Consider the following 16,970-nt stretch of genomic DNA (forward strand, 5'->3'; position numbering starts at 1 on the left):
ATGGACAAGGGGAAAGCCATGCGCCAGCGAGGATTCACGCTCATTGAACTCATGATCGTGGTCGCGGTAGTAGCGATTCTCGCTGCTATCGCTTACCCCGCCTACAACGACAGTGTTCGCAAATCAAGACGAGCTCAGGTTAAGTCGGACCTCGTAGAACTGGCGCAGCGCGCCGAGCGTTTTCACACCAGCAATAATTCCTATGTTGGGTTCTGGGCCACGGTGCCAACTTCACACCGTATCTCGCCGAGGACAGGCGGAACCGCCGCCTATAGCCTGACGCAAGTGGAGGCTGCGAACAGCTTTACTCTCTCGGCAACTCCAGAGGGGACCCAGACGAAGGACACTCGTTGCGGAACTCTGTCGTTGAGCCACACCGGTCAAAAAACTGAGAACGGGACGGGTACGCTTGCGGACTGCTGGTGATTGGTTGGTTGTGTCTCGCCGACGCGCGAAATTGAGGGATGGACGCTAGCCGGCGACATGTCACGCTCTGGGGCTACGCTCCTCGCGCACCTTCGGTCGCCTGTCACTGAACAGCACACTCAGCACAATGCCGAACCCCAGCGCCGAGGCCAACAGAAACATCCCCATCGCCACCGCCGGATAGCCGAACAACCTCGGCCCGCCCACATCCCCACGCATCAACATCGCACTCGCCAGGATCAGCGCAGCCACGATCACCCCCGCCGCCACCCGGTTCGCGATCTTCTGCAGGTTCTCCGTCAGACGGGACTCCTGGAGCCCCACCATCCGCACCTGCAGCTTGTTCTCCGACACCAGCGACAGGATGTTCGACAGCTTGCGTGGCGCTTCCTGCAGCAGGTTCTGCAGTTCGATCGCGTCGCCGGCCAGACGCGCCGGCGAGAACGCCTGGCGCACGCGCTGGCGCATCAGCGCCTGCAGGTGCCCCTCCACCACGCGCTTGACGTCAAGCTCTGGTGTCAACGCATTGCACACGCCTTCAAGGTTCAGCAGGGTCTTGCCCAGCATGTGAAGTTCGGGAGGCGAGCGCAGTCCGCAGGCCACGCTCAGTCGCGCCAGCTCCATCATCAGCCGGCCTTCCGACAGCGCCTGCGAGCTGCCGTGTGCCGCATAGCGCGCAACCAGATGGCCCACCTCGCGCACGTAGCGGACTTCGTCGAAGTCTTCGAGCCGGATCGACATCGCGATGGTCTCGTCCGCCACCTCTTCACCGCGCCCGTCGATTGCCGAGAACAGCAGCTTCAGCAGATGCTCGCGCTGCCTCGGGGGCACGTGCGCGACCATGCCCAGGTCGAAGACCGCGAGCCGCTCGTCTTCCGTCACCAGCATGTTGCCGGGGTGCGGGTCGGCGTGGATCTCGCCGTGCACGAAGACCTGGTCCAGGTAGCCGCGCATCAGTGCGGCGGTGAGCGCTGCGTAATCGTGCTCGGTGCGGCGAAGGCCGCTGAGTGCGGTGACCTTGGTGCCGCGGATCAGTTCCATGGTCAGCACGCGGCGGGTGCTCAGGTCGCGCAGCGGGGCGGGCACCAGCAGTTCAGGGTAGTCGGCCAGGCGTTCGCGGAACCGTTCGAGGTTGTCGGCTTCAAGGTGGTAGTCGAGTTCGGCCAGCAGGGTCTTGCGGAATTCGTCGACCCAGTCGGAGAAGCGCAGGCGGCGGCCGATGCGGGTGCTGGCGTCGGCGCGGCGCGCGATGCTGGCAAGTGTGTCGAGGTCGGATCGGATTTCGAGATCCACGCCAGGTCGCTGCACTTTCACCGCGACCTCGCGGCCGTCGTTGAGCACGGCACGGTGTACCTGCGCCAGTGAGGCGGAGCCCAGCGGCACGTCGTCGAACTCGCGGAACAGCTTGCCCAGGCGCACGCCCAGTTCGGCTTCGATCAGTTCGCGGATCGCAGCTGCGGGTACCGGCTGGACGTCGTCCTGCATGCGCTCCAGCGCGACGAGATAGGGCGCAGGCACCATGTCCGGACGGGTTGAAAGCGACTGGCCGATCTTGATGAATGTCGGCCCCAGGGCCTCAAGGTCGTCGACGAACGCCTCCGGCCCGGTGGTGTCGTCGCTGAATGCCACCACCTCCGCGTCCAGATCGGCGATGTCCACGTCGTCACCGCCGAACAGGCCGGCACCGCGATGCTTCAACACGAACCGCAAGACCTGCGCGCCGCGCGCCATGCTGCTGTTTCCGGCCATGGACCCCTCCTTGAATGGGGCCAAGGTAGCGGGGGCGATGTCAAGGTGGCCTGAGGGCCGCAGCGGCCTGTTCACGCACCTCCTACGGAACGCGTTCTAGTGTCGACGCCTACCCTTTCGGAGGCACGCCATGAGTCGCCATACGATGTTGTTTGCGTTGGGCGTCGGCGCCCTGGTCCTCGCGGGCTGCAATGATCGCAGCGACATGCGCGCCGATGCGGGCGAGGCGCGAAGCCAGGCGGAGGACGGGCGCATGTCGCAGGAGTCGCTGCCTGCGGACCAGGGCCGTCCCACCGGGACACCTGCGCCGAACCAGGGCTCCGGGATGCAGGCGGGCGCCGGCAACGAGAATGCGACCCTGGCGATGTCGGGCTCGCCGTCCTCGCATCTGGTGGATGGCGCTGGCAGTGCGGTCTATGTGCTGGCCGGCAATACCGATGGCAGCAAGTGCGACGCGGTCTGCGAGGAGGTCTGGCCACCGGTGATGGCACACGACCTGCAGCCCACGGGAGCCGCCGGGGTGGAGTCGGCGCGGATTGGCACCCTTGAGCGCGAAGGCCGCATCCATGTGACCTATGGTGGCGAGCCGCTGTATCGTTATTCGGGCGATGCCGGTGCGAACCGCACCAGCGGTGCGGGTGTGGATGACCAGTGGGGAAAATGGTCGCTGGTGGGCCTGGACGGCCGGACCTTGCCCGACCCGCAATAGGGATCCAGCCTCGCGACCTGTTGCCTGAGTTCACGGGGGTTCGGGGAACTCGGCGTCGCCGCGATGGTCGGATGCGCTCCGGCGTGCTGGGCAGTCCTGGCGCATCGGCGGTGCCAGTCCGGCCGGAATCGCCGCGCTGCGCGCAATCACAGACGATCCGATGCTCGATGTCGTGCACGCTGCGAGCCACGATGTGCATGGGCCACGCACTGTGCCCACCGGCGCCGACGTGCACGACCACGCCGTCGATGCGAGTCGGTGCTCGCGGCGACGCCGCGAAGGCGAAGGTGGCCGAGTACCAGGCTGGGGCGCAGGCGGATGCCGCGCCGGGTTGATCGCACAGTCCGCGATCAGGCTTCGGGCAGTGTCCCGCCGCCGTCCGGCTGCGGAGGCGGACGCAGGCTGACCAGTCCGAGGATGCCGTGGCGCTTCGCCATTCTCCTCAGCAGGACGTCGACCCATTCGCCATCGCTGCCACCGACCTCGTCCAGGCCACGCGAGTGCAGTTCCCACACGGCGCGGAGTTCACCCACCGCGATCGCCTGCCGCTGGCAGGAGGTCAGTGCGGAATCGAGGGCGTGCAGCCGACTCATCAGCTCAATGGTCTGCACGGTCCTGGTCCGCGGGGTCGGTGTCGGCAGGACCGGCGCTTCCGGCGCCACCCTCTTCATTGCGTGCGGGGATCTCGGGGTCAAGCGCATCGTCGCCGGTGTCGCTCCAGCGTTCGCTGCGTTCGTCCGGGTCGGCATCGCGCCAGCGGCTGCGATCGGATGCTTCCTCTTCGGCCTGTGGCTTTCTGCTCGTACCTTCGCCGCGGCCGGGGTAATCCCCGCGCCCGGGCCCGCGTTCGGCGTAGCCGCTGGATGTCGGTCGTTCCGGCCTGTCCCTGTCGGGCATCGTTCTTCTCCTGTCTGTCGATAGGCGCCGAGCCAGCCGCGCGCTGGACAGGGGTCGCCATGGCTGGTGTATAGCAATGGCGGTGGAAACACCGCGTCACGGCCCGCGGCGTCACGGCCGGCGCGGCGGCGCGTCCCGTGCCGCTGCAGCGGGGCCGTCCCCGTTCGCGCGGGATTCGAGCGCCTGCAGGAAGCTGGACGTCCACCAGTGGATACCCTCTTCCTGCAGCGATCGCAGCGATTGCAGGTGGCGCTCGCGCCGCTCCGCGACGTCCAGGCGCAGCGCCGCGGCGATCGCATTGGCGACACCGCCGATGTCGTAGGGATTGACCAGCAGCGCGCCGCCCAGCTGCTCCGCGGCGCCGGCGAAGCGCGACAGCAGCAAGACGCCGGGGTCGTCCGGATCCTGCGCGGCAACGTACTCCTTGGCCACCAGGTTCATGCCATCGCGCAGCGGCGTGACCAGGCCCAGGCGCGAGGCGGAAAAGAACCCCGCCAGCGTCTGGCGGCCGAGGTTGCGGTTTACGTAGCGGATCGGCGTCCATTGAGGATTGGCGTGCTCGCCGTTGATGTGGCCCGCGATTTGCTCGAGCTCGCGCCGCAGTTCGCGATAGCTGCGCACGCCGCTGCGCGAGAGCGGCGCGACCTGCAGCAGGGTCAGGCCGCCGGCGTTGGCCGGGTGGCGGCGCAGGAACTCGCCGAAGGCCTGGAACTTCTCGGCCAGTCCCTTGGAATAGTCCAGCCGGTCGACGCCGATCGCCAGCGCGCTGCCGCCCAGGCTGTCGCGCAGGCCACGCAGGCCGGCGGAACCGCGCGCGCGCGCCGCCGCCCGTGCGAATTCGCCTTCGTCGATGCTGATCGGAAACGCACGCGTGAGCGGCCTGCGATCGCGTCGGCCGGACACGTGTTCACCGGCCTCCGCGGCATCGCGCAGGTAGGCATCGAAGTTCTCGCAGTCGCGGCGGGTCTGGAAGCCCACCAGGTCGAAGGCGGACATCGCACCGAAGACGCTGTCGTGGTTGGGCAGTGCGCGCGCGAGGTCCGACGGCGGAAACGGCACGTGCAGGAACAGCGCCAGCGGATTCCCCACGCCCCGCGCACGCAGCTCGCCGGCCAGCGGCAGCAGGTGGTAGTCATGTATCCAGACCCGGTCGTCCGGCCTCAACAGTGCGGCCAGGCGCTCGGCGAACTGCGCGTTGACCTGGCGGTAGGCGACGTGGGTCTCGCGGCTGTATTCGACCAGGTCGAGGCGGTAGTGCAGCGCGGGCCAGAGCGTGCGATTGGAAAAGCCGTCGTAATAACCGGCGACGTCGGCCTCGGTGAGGTCCATGGTCACGTAGTCGACGTTGCCTTCGCTGGTCGAATTCAGCCCGCGGGTGCCGTCGCGGCTCGCCTTGCCGCTCCAGCCGAACCAGACGCCACCGGTGGCGCGCAGGGCGCCGTCCAGCGCAACCACGAGCCCACCGGAACGCGACTGTCCAGGTACGGCGACGCGGTTGGAAACGATGACAAGGCGCGACATCTGCAGCGAAGGAAGTCGGGTCTTCGACGGTAGCGTGCTGATGGATAGGCGGCGTGAATGAAGCCATTTGGCCTCCGGCTGTCCGACCACCGGGAGTTCACCCAGGCTTAGCGTGCCCTTTGCGAGCCTTGGCCCTCCCCCCAAGCCGGAGTAAACACAATGGCTGTCAAGACGATGGAAGAGCTGTTCGTGCATGAGCTTTCAGACATCTACAGCGCGGAAAAGCAGCTGACAAAGGCGCTGCCGCGCCTGGCGAAGGCCGCCTCATCGGAGCAACTGTCCACGGCTTTCGAAACACACCTCGAAGAGACCCGGGGCCAGATCGAGCGTATCGACCAGGTGGTCGAGCTCCTGGACATCCGGCTCAAGCGGATCAAGTGCGCGGCGATGGAAGGACTGGTGGAAGAGGGCAAGGACGTGATCGAAACCGTGGATGCAGGGCCGCTGCGCGATGCGGCCCTGATCGGCGGCGCACAGAAGGTCGAACATTACGAGATCGCCGCGTACGGCACGCTCTGCGCACTTGCGAGGCAGCTTGGTTACAAGAAGGCGCTGCCGCTCCTGCAGGAGACGCTGGACGAAGAGAAGGCGACCGACGAGAAGTTGACAATGATCGCGGAAGGCGGTGGCAACCAGCGCGCCGCGTCCCAGGCTGCCTGAGGCTGCACAGATGACCAAGCGCGAACTCATCACACCAAACGAAGGCGACAGCCGCTATGTGCGCCGGGACGAAAAGGGGCGGTTCGACGAACAGGACGACGTGGGCCGGTCGCTGAAGCAGGATCGGGCCAGGAAGGCGGAGACCGAAGTAGAGTCCGGCCACGGCGATCGCGGCGACCAGCGCAAGAAATAGCGCCGCCCATGTCCACTCAGCGCGAGGCACCGCTGCGGCCAGCAGCGACGCGTGTGCGCCACACCGGGGCAGGCCCCGCCGAGACGTCGTGTCGCGCCAGGCTGTTCCTGTCCGATTCCAGCGTTCGCGAACTCGCCTGCGAAGAGCTTGGATCGGTCTGCCCGGACCGCGACGCGCTGCTGTGGGTCGACCTGGTGCGCGCGGACAAGGACACGCTGCGGCGGGTCTGGGCCAGGTGCGGACTGCCCGAGGACATGCCGGACTGCCTGGCACAGGAGTCTGGACCGCGGCTGGAGCGCTTCGGCAGCCATTTCATGGTTTGCGCGATCGCCGTGGTCGATGACGGATTGGCCGGCGTCGAGGGCGCGCCGCTGGTGCTGGTGGCTGGCGACAACATCGTCGTGAGCGTGCACGGGCGCGACATCGGTTTCATAGACGACCTCATGAGCCGCGAAGCCGCGGCCTCGCATATCGGGCGACTCGGCGCGGACAGCTTCGTGGCCGCGCTGCTGGACTGGCAGCTGTCGACCTACTTCGACGCCGTGAGCACGTTCGAGGCCGGGGTGGATGCGCTGGAGCAGACCATCCTGGCCGAGGACGCAGGCAGCTGCCTGCCCCAACTGCGCCAGCTGCGGCAGGCGGCCTCGCGCTTGCGCCGGATGCTGGCCCCGCACCGCGCCGTGTTCGCGGCGCTGTCGCGTCCGGATTTCCGCCACGACGAGCGCCCGGAATCGGACCGGCACTTCGCGGCGCTGGACACCCGCTTCGAGCGCGCCATGGACATGGTGGAAAACGCGCGCAGCCTGGTCATCGGCAGCTTCGAGCTGTTCAGCAGCCAGACCGCGCTGCGCACCGACCGCTCGATGCGCGTATTGACCTTCGTCACCGTGATCACAGGCCTCCTGGCCACGGTGGCCGGAGTGCTGGGCATGAACTTCAAGGCCGGCTTTTTCGATGCCGGCAATGCCGGTTTCCTGATTGCCGTGGGAGCGATGCTGGTGTTTGGCGGCGGCTCGGTGGCGCTGGCGCGTTCGCGGGGCTGGTTCTAGCGGACGAAAAAAAGGCCTGCGGATTGCTCCGCAGGCCTCCTGGATTTTCTGGCGCCCGAAGTTGGCGCAGAATTGTTTGCGTAAGTTCATGATTCGGCTATGAAATATTCCGCTGGTTGAATCATGCTACTCACAAATCTACTCCTGCAGAAATTGGCTGGCGTTCCGCGCGCCGTGCGCGCCCCCGTAGCGCTTCGCTGTGGCCGAAATCGTAACGCAATTCGAGCGAACAGGGCGATTCGCCCATCATTTACAGGTCGTTTCGCCGGAAGCCCTGCAATGGCTCGCGCTAGTCTGTTCACCATGGACACACAGCAATCCCCTACACACAACACTCGCAGCAACAAAGATCCGGTGGACGACCGTCTCTTGATTCCGCTCAGCGATGTCTGTCGTCTAGTCGGCTTAGGCAGATCACAGATTTACGCCATGATTCGCGAGGCTAGGTTCCCTCGACCTGTTCGGCTTGGGCGACGATGTTCGCGTTGGCGCGTAGCCGATCTGCATACTTGGGCGAGGCACTTGCGACCCTAGTAGGCTGCTGAAACACCTCAGCCCGATTGACTACTCCCGTCACCCCAGAAGTAGATTTTCGATGCGCGGTGCAGACGTTTTTAGCGAGCAGTTGTCCATGGTCAAGCGGCTGGACGAGTTCATCCAACCGACCACACATTGCGCCCGGTGCGCGCGATGGTCAACGAGGCGCTGCAGCGGCTGGACGGTCTGTTCGAGCATGTACGAACCCAGTTACAAGCGCGGTCGGCCAAGCATTGCACCGGAGAAGCTGGTGCGGGCGATGCCGCTGCAGGTGTTCTACAGCATCCGATCCGAGCGCCAGTTGATGGAGCAGATGCAGTACAACCTGCTGTTTCGCTGGCTCATCGGCTTGTCGATGGGTGACGTGGTGGGTGCCAACGGTGTTCAGCAAGAATCGCGAACGGCTGATCGGTGCCGCAAGCGATCGCCAGCCACTGTCCTAGAGATCAACTCAATAATGCGCCTGGACGGCTCATGCCGAGCATGAACCGTCGCGGGTAGAGCCACAACAATGTGGTGGGCAAAAACGTCTTCAACGTACTGAAGAAAAGAGCGGATCAAGCGGCGCATCAACCCGACTCGGCCGCCCCTGGCTCCGACGTGTTCGATTACATCGAAATGTTCTAGAACCTGGTTGGGCGACACGGCTCCCATGGTGGCGTCGACGTCACGCCGGTAGAGTTAGAGCGGCGCCATGCGCAGGCGGGGCAGTGATAGCCTATTAAAATTCAGGCCGGCCTAGTAGAGGTGCCTTCCGCACCGTCGGAGTGGGCTGCGAGCTATTGCCTATGGGCCTGTCATGTATCAAATTAAGATGCTCGTGTGCTGCGTTAGGACTCGCCTCTACCTCGACGCCAGCGTGGACGAACGCCGCCGTTGGCATACAAAGATAACTGGGCTGGCCAAGTAATGGGGGAAGGGGCAATGCATGTATGGATAATTTTTACAGCGTTACTGCTGCTGAGCATTGTATCGGCGTATGCGTGCAGAAAATTTATTCTAAAGGTTAGCGATTTTGGTATCTACGGATCCCAAGCGAAGTGGCATTTGCTGGTGTTCGCTTCTGGTACCTTGGTTGTAACATTTCTGGTCGCGGTATTGTTGCTTGGCTCTCGCTGGCTCTATGACGCGCTGCAGGGCGCAAACTTTACGATGAATCAGGCTGGCGATTCTGGACTTTTCAACGCTGAGTCGTATGTAGGTCTCTTGGCTGTCTTGTTTGGAGTGCCCTTGGCAATCTCCGGGGCCCTCTATGCTATCTATCTGGCGCAAGTTTCATTGGCGATCTCGCGCGCGCAATTTGAGCTTACCAAGCGACAGCTTATACAAGATCATCCGTTCTATGAGGCGTTCATTCGCATATGGGCTTTGAAGTGGATATTGGGTCAGCAATGCTCAAAGCTCAGGAAACTAATTGAACAGGACTCCATAGATCGGCGAGAAATAATGGAGGGATTTTTTCCAAGCTTGAGGGATACCTTGGTCGAATTAAAAGGTGTACCTGTCATGCGTGGATTGGTTGCTTTTGAAGTGACTGCTAGCGAGCTGCAGTATGAGGGAGCTATTTTCGCTGTTTCGGCGTACGAGGATAGTGTGGTGCAAGCTGTTTCTCGGCTGGACGGCATTCTGGAGCGCGCCCCAGGACAGTTCAAGAGCGACATTTCAACTCTTCTCAATTTATCGGAGAAGGTGCACGGTTTGATTCCGGGGCGGGAGGCTTTACTTAGAACTATTGATTTTCCAAGTGAGCATTAGCGATCAAAGGGGGCGGGAGATGTCGAGTTCTCGGATTATTAAGCGAACAAGGAGAGACGGTATTTGTGTTGTTGACTCAACTGATGGTTTCATTCGCTTCGTTTGTAACAGAGCGTCCGTGCTATTAGATGATGCGCAACGAAATTTCATCGATGTGCATTTGTTGACGGATTGGGGCGTCGATGCGGCCAGGGCGATCAAAAATGCGCTTCCGGATATCTTGAGGACTGTATGTGCTGAACGGGGCTCCGTGATGGTCCTCCAGTATTCAACAAATATGCGGGATGGAGATTGCGACATGGAAATTTTCGACTGGTGGGCTGAGAATGCCTGCAGCGCTGAGTCGAGAGATAAGTTGCTTGTTCTAGTATCTCCAGCCGTGGCTTCACCCAGGCAATGGAGTGGAGTGTTCCCTCCAGCGCTTCTTTTGGAGTTGTTCGTCCAGACTGTCCAGGATGTCTGCATAAGAGCAGTCGGCCAAAATCGTATCGCCTCTTCGATCGCTCTTGAGTATGCGCAGTACCAATCACTTGCAGTAGCGCTCGCGTTTGATGAAAATCGCAAGACTGATCGGCCGGATGCGATCGATGTCTTGCTCGCGTGCGGTATCGGAAAGTCTGAGCTGGATGATCTGATTCGAGTCAATGCGACGAGGGTTTGGCCGGTTCGCTCTACGGAGGCGCAGTGCGGCCTTATTCAAGAGAGCGTTCGTGAATGGTTTCGCTCAAAAACAGTCAAATTGCCGAAGTTGATGATTGTTTCGATTGGTCTAGATGATGAAGAGGTCGGGGATGACTTGGACCGACTAAGGGGGTTCTTTGGGAATCGAAAAATGGGACTGAAGTACGGCGGGCCGGGGGATTTTGGTAAATCTAGTGCAGGGGTGGGCGCAGCGCTAGTGACCGAAAGTGCAGTGTCTTGAGGTCGCTAGTTCCGCGGCTAATCCTCGCCGCGTGGCATTGGGCGGTCTGAAGCGTGTGCCCTTGGATATCGCCCGCGATAGGGCGGCGATCCGCTTCACTGCAATGTAGAGCCCGCAAGTGGTCGAGGACGTGCCCGGGTGACCTACGCCGGCCAGTACATCCGCCGTAGAGGAATAATTCGCTTTGTCTCGGCATCGGTCTGGTCGTAGTGCTCAACCAATGCCCTGACCAGGTTGTCCAGCGTCCACAGGGTAAGAGGAACCTGGGCTCGGTCCGCCTCGTAGAAAGCGTCCTTGCTGAAGCCACCGGTGCTCACGTAGAGGCCTCGGTCATCACGATGTCGACCTCCGAGGAAGCTGCGAATGGCTTGGCTGCCCATCGCGCCGGACCGGTGCTTGACCTCCACCACGATCCGGGGATTCTCGAAGCCGAATCCGTCCGGTGAGGCAATGATGTCCTTTCCGCGATCCGGTCCGGCAGGGGTGACTTGGGTCTTGTAGCCCATGGCTCGAAGAATCCCCGCGACCAGATCCTGCATGTCGCTCCAGTCCAGGCCGCTCACAGAGTCCTTGATGCGCTCCATGGCTAACGATTCGATGTCGGCTAGTGGATCGATCAGATCAGCGTCTTGGCCGGTCTCCGAGCTCGGGTCCGGTACAGTCTCCCCTGACGCCAGCGCCTGCATTTCCGCGGCTGCCGACTGGGTCAAGAGAAAGACGGTCAGCGTCGATCCCAGGGTGTTCTTCGTCGTAACGCTCAAGGCATCGCGTGGCAGTTCGGAAGTCCACTCCACAGTCCTCGCCAAGGACATCCCGAGGTCCTGCCAATCGGGGCGATGGACTGCGGCCCCCGTAACCGTCCCCAAGAGGTACGTACGATTCGCGGGTGAGTAGGTCAGGACGTGGTCGCCGTCGCGAACCTCGTTGACGAATCGCCATACCTGCGATGCGCCAGATGTCACGGCACCATCCGACGCTGACGGATCGATCTTCCGGTATAGATCCTTGAGTGCTTCCCTGCTCATGCCCGGCTTGACCTGCTCTGCCAACTGAGTCCAGCCCACTGCGACGGCTTGCTTTTCCCGAAAATCCTCGTAAAGGCGGCCACCATCGCCGCGAACCATCCACATCCTTTCCACGGTCCCATCTCCCCCAAGGTCCAATCTTCATGCTAGCCCGGCTGCCCGAGAACAGATCCTCGCAGCGGCTGGTTCCGCTGCGCAGGCCTGTGGCCCCGGCCTTCGACTGGCAGTGCCAGCTGACGGGTGGCACGCGCCGATATGTCTTCTAGGGACCCGCGCTGGGCTGAATCGCCCGAAGTCGTGGGCGATTTTGCAAAGGCGAGATTCTGGCTGGCTACGACGCATCAAGAACCCATTGCGCGTCAACACGTTAGCCGAGTCGGAGGTGATGGCGAGAACGAAGAAAGCGAGATTCTCCCCGTGCACAGGCCGGCAGACGGGTTCGAAGAGAATCTCGCCACGGCGTGCTTGGATCCGTAGATTTCTCGAAAGTAATCAGTCCCTTACGCGCCGACGAATCTCGCTTTTGCTGCGACGAAGAGTCCGCGATCGTCAGTCTTGCGGTGTGAATCTCCTCGGACGCAACACCTAATCTTCGCCCTGGCCGGCGCTGCTCCCGTCGTATCAAGTGCTTGCAAGGAGTCACTTCAGAGTGACGCGGAGTGAAATCATGTGTAAGCCATTCTGCACATTACGTTTTCGGCGAATTTCCAAGAATGACGCGGTTGTTTTTTTATGTTTCCCCGTTGACACGGCACGTGGACGTGGTATGAATATCCTTAATTAGGCGAAAGCCACGGTAGACGACCGTTACCCGTCACTCATCGATCTCATCACAGTCAAGTTGATCGCTGCGCCTCAAGCGGGCGTATGGGTCATTTATGTCGCTGTCCGTGTCGACGCGCCTTTCCACCGGCACACGGCTTCAAACGACGAGCCTCCTCGTCAGATCATCCGAATCATCTGAGTCGGTCGACTCCATTCATCTGAATCATCATTCGGAGATCTCCGGTTGCCCCCTGCAAAAGGGGCCAGGCCTCGCTGGTCATTCCAGGATCTGTGTTCGTCCAAGGACACACAGAGTCGCCGCACCGAGCTAACCCAAACCGCCAGGCGCCACCGCCGGGGTTCTCCGTCACGCTCGACGTGAGAACCGCTGTGGTGGCGTCATACCGAAGAGGATTAGCCGTGGCCAACACCCCAAACCATTCTCTGATGCAGCAAGTCCATTCCATTCTTGCGCGTAAGGAGGGGTCATTCCTTACGCGAAAGGCGAGGTACTGCGCGTCGCGCCGTGCCGTAGCCGTATTTGCTCGTCTCCACCTGTCTGACCTTCGACAGGTACGCACTCGCCATCTCATCGCACTGGTCACGGACTATTTGGAAGACGGAAACGGAGTAAAGGCTGCTCGAAACCTGATGGCGCACGTCAGGTATCTTTTGCGCAAATCCGGAAGGGGCGAACTTCTTCGCCACCCGCACACGACAAATGACGCGCTCGGAATCTCCGGCGGGTCTCGTGCCGGTGTCAGAGAGCCGCTCCAGCAAGTTGTGATGCAAGACTTCGTAGATAGGGCAGCTGCAATCGAGCCCGGTGTTGCCTCGGTCATTGAGCTGGGATTCCACCTCGGGCTTCGGGTTCAAGAGGCAGTGATGTCGGCCCCTGATCTGCCGCGATGGGAGTCTGTGCTTGCAGCCGCAACGACCGAGCTGCCCGAAATCAGGGTGATGCGCGGTACGAAAGGAGGGCGGATCCGGTCTGTGCCCGTCGTCAACGTCGTCGGGGCCCATGCAGCAGTTCAACGCGCTATCGCCGTAGCCGCATCAAATGGAGGCCACCTGCTTCCTGGAATACTTCCGCAAGCCTTGTCTCGGGTCTACACGGTTTGCTCAGACCTGGGAATGGTCGGCGCAAGTTCGCCGCATTCGGCCCGATACGCCTACTGCTGTGACCTGATTGTGCACCTGCACGCAGCTGGATGGAGCGAGCGGGAGGCTCTGGGGCGGGCGGCGAACGCTTTGGGCCATGGTGCCCAGCGCACGACTTGGGTGCGAACCGTTTATGGGCAGTCAATAGGAGATCTCTGGGGCGTGCCCCGCGTCGGTGCTTCTTGTTCCGGACCGGCCGATTGCGGTGTCTCGCCGGCATGACATGGTCGCCGGCTCCCGATGCTCGCGTAGACAGTCAGTGGCTGGCGGAGGCCTTGAAGATCTTCAAGCGGAGGGTCGACCACGCGTGCCGCAAGCATCAACGATTTCCCCTTGCCGGTGGTCGCTATTGGTTCGGCGGCAGTGGTATGAGTCTTGCTTGTAATTTCCGGGTTGGCAACACTGGGGGAAAGGCATGGGCTGGGTCAGGGGAACGTTTGGCGTCGCGTGGGCGGGTACGAAGGGCTTGGTGAAAGCAACGGCGTGGGTCGCCAACGAGACCCGGCACGTGGTCGTGGACAACCGCGATGTGATAGCCGCCGCAGGAAAGGCGACCGTCTCCCTCACTGGAAAGGCGGTGCAGGTCGCGGGCAAGGCCACCAAGGGTGCAGCCGATATCGGGGCAAGAGCCGCGTATGGATATGCAGCCACGTCGACTGGTGCTCTGGGGAAAAGCGTAGGCGTTGTGGCGGGGTTGGCTGCCGACAGCATCGGCTTGGTGGGGCGCGGGGCAGATGCCGTAGGTGGCCTGGTTGATCGCTCGGGCGGCGTGGTAGGTGACGCAGTGGGCGGTATGGCTGCTGGAACCGTGTCCCTCGCGTCCGAAGCCTTGGATTCGATCGCGATCCAACGCTCAGAGCTGGACAGTATGCGGGTTGAGATCCGGGGCCTCGGATTGCACGAGCAGGAGCGTTCGGCCCGCCTGGAAGCGAGCATCCGTAGCGCGAGGGCGGCAAGACGCAAGTCCGAGCTGCTCGATCTGTACGTGATCGGAGGTGTGTCGCTCGCCGAAATGGCGCGCGCGCCTTCGAGGGTGCCGGAGGAAGTCCAGCGGGCATTCGAACAGGCCTATCCCGGGCTGGCCGCCGGGGAATCGTTCTCCGAAGTGGTGACGCGACTGTCGCCCGAGCAGCTTCCCGGGTTCGTGTCGGGGGTGAAGGGCAAGCTGTTCGAACTGGAGTTTGTCGACTATCTCAACGACGGCAACTTGCCTGACGGTATGACCGCGTCCCTGGCGCAATCTGCAACCGAGGGTGGTTGGGATATCCAGATCCTGGACCGGGGCGGGCAGGTGGCCGAGCTGCTGCAGGCGAAGGCGACCGAGTCCGTTGCGTACGTGCAGCAGGCGCTGGAGCGCTATCCCGGCATTGAGGTGGTAACCACGCAGGAGGTCTACGCGCAGCTGACTGCACTCGGCTTGGCAGAGCGCGTGCGGGACAGTGGCATCAGCGAGGCGGCGCTTGAACAGATGGTCACCGGGGCTGCCGGCGTGGCCAGCACGGGCGTAGATTTCAGCGACGTGTTGCCATCGGCGCTGGGCCTGGCGGTGGTCGGGTTGTCCGTGTTCATGGACAAGTCCCTTAGTGCAGGGGAACGAGCGGCGGTGTTTGGCGAACGCAGCGGACGCGTGGGCGTCTCTTCGCTTGCGGGCAAGGGAATGATGCTTGTGACGCAAACCTGGTGGTTGGGTCTGTTGGGGGGTGTGGGCAGCCACTGGCTGTCCGGCAAGGGGCGCGCGAAGCGGGAACAATACGAGGCGCTCGCCTCCGTTCTGGACATCATGCGCCAGCGGAGGGCCCAACAGCCCGCGCTGCGTCTGCCCTATGCAAGGACGCCCTGAGAAGAGATTTTCAGGCTCCACGGGGGAGGCTGCGACGCTTCGGATGGACGCTGAGGTCTCGTGGCCGCACGGGTTGCAAATTAGACATATATGTCAAATAATGTGCCGGCGCTCGAACTATATTGATGTATAAATCAAATGCAAACGGTCTTTGAGCTCGGTGAAGCAGTCGCGGTGCGAAGAAGGTCCCTCGGCTTGAAGCAAGGTGACGTCGCCGCCCGCGCGGGCGTTTCCCAGGAATCCCTGTCCCGTTTCGAACGCGGGAAGCTGGCCGAATTCGGATCGCGCAAGCTCCTGGCCGTACTCGCCGCGCTAGGCATGGAGCTCAAGTTCGCCGAAGTGGGGGCGTCCGGGTCGCTGGACGAGCTTCGCCGTGAGCGCGGGGGCCGCCCGTGAGCCTGTCCGTCTACGTGCTTGGCCGCGAAGTTGCCACGCTGGAATCGGACGGCGACTTCAAGAGTTCGATGACATATCACGGCGGCGTGGCCGTGGACGATTTCGTCTCACTGACCATGCATGTGCGGGCCGAGCCCTACATCTGGGACGACGTGCTTCACCCGGTCTTCCGGATGAACCTGCCCGAGGGCTATCTGCTGCAGGTGTTGCAGGAGCAGTTTGGCCCGGTCATCGGCGCCAGCCCGATGGCGCTCCTGTCGGTCATTGGTCGCAACATGATCGGTCGCATCCAGGTGGCTCCCTCGGGCGCAAGCCTCGACGAGCCCGCACAGGCCGTGGACGTTGCGGCCCTGCTGCAGGGCGACAACTCCGAAGAAGCCTTTGCCGAATTGGTTCGCCGACATGCCACCAGTGGCGTATCAGGTGTGGTGCCTAAGTTTCTGGACGGCGATGCCGAGAAGACCGGTACCGGACCGCATACGAAGACCACGCTGTTCACTCATAGGCACATCATTAAGGGCTCCTCCCGGCTCCTGCCGTTCGTGTCCCTCAACGAGCACCTCTGCATGCAGGTGACCCGTCGGGTGATGCCTGCCGCGGAGACCGAAGTGTCCCGCGATGGCCAAGCCCTGGTTGTCCATCGCTTTGACGTGGACGAGAAGGGTGCCCGCCTCTGGGGCATGGAGGACTTCTGTGCGCTGCTCGGCATGCGGCCTGCGGACAAGTACGAAACCACCTGGGAACGCATCGCCAAGGCGGTCCGCGACCACGCTCCGGCCGCCAACCGGCCAGGCGTTTTCCGCGAGATGGCGACCATGCTGCTGCTGACCTACGCCCTCCGCAACGCCGACTGCCACGCCAAGAATGTCGCTCTTCGCTACACCCGTCGTGACGACGTCCATCTGGCGCCGGCCTACGACATGATCACCACAGCCGCATATCCGGAGTACGCCAAGAATCCGCCGGGAATCTCGCTCATGGGCAAGAAAACCTGGGATCCCGGGAGGAACCTGCAGACCTTCCTGACCGCCACGTTCGGGCTGCCGGCTCGCGATCAGGCTGACGTCGTCGATCAGATTGGAACCGCGATGGCCGAGGTTGGGCCCAGCGTCCGCGAAGCCATGGAAGAACATCCGGGCTTCGCGGAGATCGGCAAGCGCATGTTGCTTTCTTGGCAGGAAGGGATTGCCGGACTGCGGGACAAGCGCATCTACGCCATGGGCGAAACCGAGCTGGGAGAAGCATTCACCACGTTCTCGGACCCACAGCCGGTCAAAGCCGAGCGCCAAGTGATCGGACGCTCTGAGCTTATGAGGAAAGGTCAATGAACAAAACACGCACTATCGGCGCGCCAGCCGCCCGCCG

At 62.6% G+C, this 16,970-nt stretch carries 16 protein-coding genes and 1 pseudogene; 11 read left to right on the plus strand and 6 right to left on the minus strand.

The features are described from left to right. Complete coding sequence (locus tag WCE37_RS00945) at positions 1-426, plus strand: type IV pilin protein (RefSeq protein WP_343277725.1); 426 nt, start codon at positions 1-3, stop codon at positions 424-426. A 60-nt stretch (positions 427-486) separates the two neighbouring features. On the opposite strand, the gene WCE37_RS00950 is transcribed toward WCE37_RS00945, so the two are convergent. Beyond that, on the minus strand, positions 487-2,175 hold the full coding sequence (locus tag WCE37_RS00950; RefSeq protein WP_343277726.1) for an AarF/UbiB family protein: 1,689 nt from the start codon (positions 2,173-2,175) through the stop codon (positions 487-489). Positions 2,176-2,305: 130 nt separating this feature from the next. On the opposite strand from WCE37_RS00950, the gene WCE37_RS00955 reads away from it, so the two are divergent. After that, positions 2,306-2,884, plus strand: coding sequence for a hypothetical protein (locus WCE37_RS00955; protein WP_343277727.1), 579 nt, complete (start codon positions 2,306-2,308; stop codon positions 2,882-2,884). A gap of 350 nt (positions 2,885-3,234) precedes the next feature. On the opposite strand, the gene WCE37_RS00960 is transcribed toward WCE37_RS00955, so the two are convergent. From WCE37_RS00960 to WCE37_RS00970, 3 genes are all read right to left on the minus strand, one after another. Continuing rightward, the gene (locus WCE37_RS00960) at positions 3,235-3,477 is read right to left on the minus strand and encodes a hypothetical protein (RefSeq protein WP_343277728.1); all 243 of its coding nucleotides are present in this window, start codon (positions 3,475-3,477) and stop codon (positions 3,235-3,237) included. 4 nt (positions 3,478-3,481) lie between these two features. Then, complete coding sequence (locus WCE37_RS00965) at positions 3,482-3,781, minus strand: hypothetical protein (RefSeq protein ID WP_343277729.1); 300 nt, start codon at positions 3,779-3,781, stop codon at positions 3,482-3,484. A gap of 111 nt (positions 3,782-3,892) precedes the next feature. Continuing rightward, positions 3,893-5,302, minus strand: a complete 1,410-nt coding sequence (locus tag WCE37_RS00970; RefSeq protein ID WP_343277730.1) for a trehalose-6-phosphate synthase — start codon at positions 5,300-5,302, stop codon at positions 3,893-3,895. 159 nt (positions 5,303-5,461) lie between these two features. On the opposite strand from WCE37_RS00970, the gene WCE37_RS00975 reads away from it, so the two are divergent. From WCE37_RS00975 to WCE37_RS01000, 6 genes and pseudogenes are all read left to right on the plus strand, one after another. Then, complete coding sequence (locus tag WCE37_RS00975; RefSeq protein WP_343277731.1) at positions 5,462-5,962, plus strand: ferritin-like domain-containing protein; 501 nt, start codon at positions 5,462-5,464, stop codon at positions 5,960-5,962. Between the two features lie 10 nt (positions 5,963-5,972). Beyond that, a complete protein-coding gene (locus tag WCE37_RS00980; protein WP_343277733.1) occupies positions 5,973-6,155 on the plus strand; it encodes a hypothetical protein in 183 nt (60 codons plus the stop codon). Between the two features lie 8 nt (positions 6,156-6,163). Beyond that, positions 6,164-7,204, plus strand: coding sequence for a CorA family divalent cation transporter (locus WCE37_RS00985; RefSeq protein ID WP_343277734.1), 1,041 nt, complete (start codon positions 6,164-6,166; stop codon positions 7,202-7,204). A 595-nt stretch (positions 7,205-7,799) separates the two neighbouring features. Continuing rightward, positions 7,800-8,151: pseudogene (locus tag WCE37_RS00990) on the plus strand (transposase); the annotation flags it as partial. A gap of 466 nt (positions 8,152-8,617) precedes the next feature. Next, entirely contained in the window at positions 8,618-9,496 is an 879-nt protein-coding gene (locus WCE37_RS00995) for a hypothetical protein (RefSeq protein ID WP_343277735.1), read from the plus strand. 298 nt (positions 9,497-9,794) lie between these two features. Further along, positions 9,795-10,418 (plus strand): hypothetical protein, encoded by a 624-nt coding sequence (locus tag WCE37_RS01000; protein WP_343277736.1) that lies wholly within the window; start codon positions 9,795-9,797, stop codon positions 10,416-10,418. A 143-nt stretch (positions 10,419-10,561) separates the two neighbouring features. On the opposite strand, the gene WCE37_RS01005 is transcribed toward WCE37_RS01000, so the two are convergent. Further along, positions 10,562-11,542, minus strand: coding sequence for a restriction endonuclease (locus tag WCE37_RS01005; RefSeq protein ID WP_343277737.1), 981 nt, complete (start codon positions 11,540-11,542; stop codon positions 10,562-10,564). A 1,152-nt stretch (positions 11,543-12,694) separates the two neighbouring features. Further along, positions 12,695-13,066, minus strand: a complete 372-nt coding sequence (locus WCE37_RS01010; RefSeq protein ID WP_343277738.1) for a hypothetical protein — start codon at positions 13,064-13,066, stop codon at positions 12,695-12,697. A 772-nt stretch (positions 13,067-13,838) separates the two neighbouring features. On the opposite strand from WCE37_RS01010, the gene WCE37_RS01015 reads away from it, so the two are divergent. The 3 genes from WCE37_RS01015 (at position 13,839) to WCE37_RS01025 (ending at position 16,933) form a co-directional block, all read left to right on the plus strand. Further along, positions 13,839-15,209: a hypothetical protein gene (locus WCE37_RS01015; protein ID WP_343277739.1), complete on the plus strand. Its 1,371-nt coding sequence runs from the start codon at positions 13,839-13,841 to the stop codon at positions 15,207-15,209. A 138-nt stretch (positions 15,210-15,347) separates the two neighbouring features. Continuing rightward, positions 15,348-15,605 (plus strand): XRE family transcriptional regulator, encoded by a 258-nt coding sequence (locus tag WCE37_RS01020; RefSeq protein ID WP_343277740.1) that lies wholly within the window; start codon positions 15,348-15,350, stop codon positions 15,603-15,605. Continuing rightward, positions 15,602-16,933 carry a type II toxin-antitoxin system HipA family toxin gene (locus WCE37_RS01025; RefSeq protein WP_343277741.1) on the plus strand — a complete coding sequence of 444 codons (1,332 nt, stop codon included), beginning with the start codon at positions 15,602-15,604 and terminating at the stop codon, positions 16,931-16,933. Before WCE37_RS01020 ends, WCE37_RS01025 begins: the two co-directional genes overlap by 4 nt. Positions 16,934-16,970: the final 37 nt, after the last annotated feature.

Origin of the sequence: Luteimonas sp. MJ250 (assembly GCF_039548455.1) — a bacterium.
Taxonomy (GTDB): Bacteria; Pseudomonadota; Gammaproteobacteria; order Xanthomonadales; family Xanthomonadaceae; genus Luteimonas.